This window comes from Rhodopseudomonas sp. B29 (assembly GCF_000333455.1).
Classification (GTDB): domain Bacteria; phylum Pseudomonadota; class Alphaproteobacteria; order Rhizobiales; family Xanthobacteraceae; genus Rhodopseudomonas.
Genome location: NZ_BADD01000157.1, coordinates 1 through 1,519, shown reverse-complemented (window position 1 = coordinate 1,519; position 1,519 = coordinate 1). Strand labels below are relative to the sequence as shown.

At 67.8% G+C, this 1,519-nt stretch carries 2 protein-coding genes; both read left to right on the top strand.

Annotated features, from left to right (window positions below; genetic code table 11):
* Nucleotides 1-422 (top strand): AAA family ATPase (locus tag I5M_RS05740; protein ID WP_022720530.1); only part of this gene is annotated, 422 nt, incomplete at its 5' end.
* Nucleotides 423-745: 323 nt separating this feature from the next.
* Nucleotides 746-1,519, top strand: a 774-nt coding sequence (locus tag I5M_RS05730; protein WP_022720531.1) for a small ribosomal subunit Rsm22 family protein, incomplete at its 3' end; no start/stop codon positions are given.

Sequence of the window (1,519 nt, the reverse complement as noted above, 5' to 3'; positions counted from 1 at the left end):
GCGGCGGCGAGGCCGAGTTGAAGCTGATCGAGAGCGACGACCCGCTCGCCGCCGGCCTCGAAATCATCGCCAAGCCGCCGGGCAAGAAGCCGCAGTCGCTGTCGCTGCTGTCGGGCGGCGAACAGGCGCTGACCGCAATGGCGCTGATCTTCGCGGTGTTCCTGACGAACCCGTCGCCGATCTGCGTGCTGGACGAAGTCGACGCGCCGCTCGACGACCACAACGTCGAACGGTTCTGCGACCTGTTGCAGCAGATGCGCGAAACCACCGAGACGCGCTTCATCATCATCACCCACAACCCGATCACCATGGCGCGCATGAACCGCCTGTTCGGCGTCACCATGGCGGAACGCGGCGTGTCGCAGCTGGTCTCGGTCGACCTGCAGGGCGCGGTGGATATTCTCGATCAGAACGTGGCGTAATCGCGCTGCGCGTCGCAATCGCAGCGTCATCCTGAGGCGCCCGGCAACGCCGGGCCTCGAAGGATGAGCTACGAACACCTTGCCAAGTCATCCTTCGAGGGCCGCTACGCGGCCGCCTCAGGATGACGGCCAAGGCCGACTTCACAGAGAACCTTCATCGCCGGGCTTGACCCGGCGATCCAGCTTCTTCGCAAAGTGCAGCTTCATTCGGCGCGCTTCGCGCGATGGATGCGCGGGCCTTCGCCGCGCCGGAGCGGCTTCGGCCGCGCAGGCGGGTCAAGCCCGCGCATGACGCCTTTCGGGTGGAGGTGTATGAACCTCGCATGATCTCCCCCGCCCTTCCCGCCGAACTGAAATCCGCGCTGGAGCAGATGCTCCACGGCACTGCGCGCGGCGATGCCGCCGCGCGGGCGGCGGTGATTTCGGAGACTTACCGCGGCGGCGGGACGTCGGCGCCGATCCGGACACAGGCCGATGCGCTCGCTTACGCGGGCGCGCGGATGCCGGCGACTTATGCGGCGGTGGCGGCGTGCCTGAATGCGATGGCGGAGATCCGGCCGGAGTTTGCGCCGGCCTCGCTACTCGATGTCGGTGCCGGGCCGGGCACGGCGAGCTTCGCCGCCGCGCAGGCGTATGGCGCACCGAAATCTCTCACGCTGCTCGATGCCAATCCGGCTCTGCGCGAGCTGGCACTGTCACTGGCGCAGCAGAGCCGGCTGGCGCCCGACTACCGGCTCGGTGATGCCCGCAAGCTGCTCGGCGACGCGCCGGCGGCCGACCTCGTGATCGCCAGCTACGTGATCAACGAACTCGGCGACGCCGATCGCGACGCCTTCGCGGACGCGCTGTGGCGCAAGACCGAGGACACGCTGCTGATCGTCGAACCAGGCACGCCGGCCGGCTACGCCCGCATCCTGGCAGCGCGCGACCGGCTGATCGCGCAGGGTGCGCACGTGATCGCGCCCTGCCCGCATGAGAATGCCTGTCCATTGACGGCACCGGACTGGTGCCACTTCGTGCAGCGATTGCCGCGCTCGAAGCTGCATCAGCAATTGAAGGCGGCGGAAGTCCCGTTCGAGGACGAGAAGTTCAGCTAT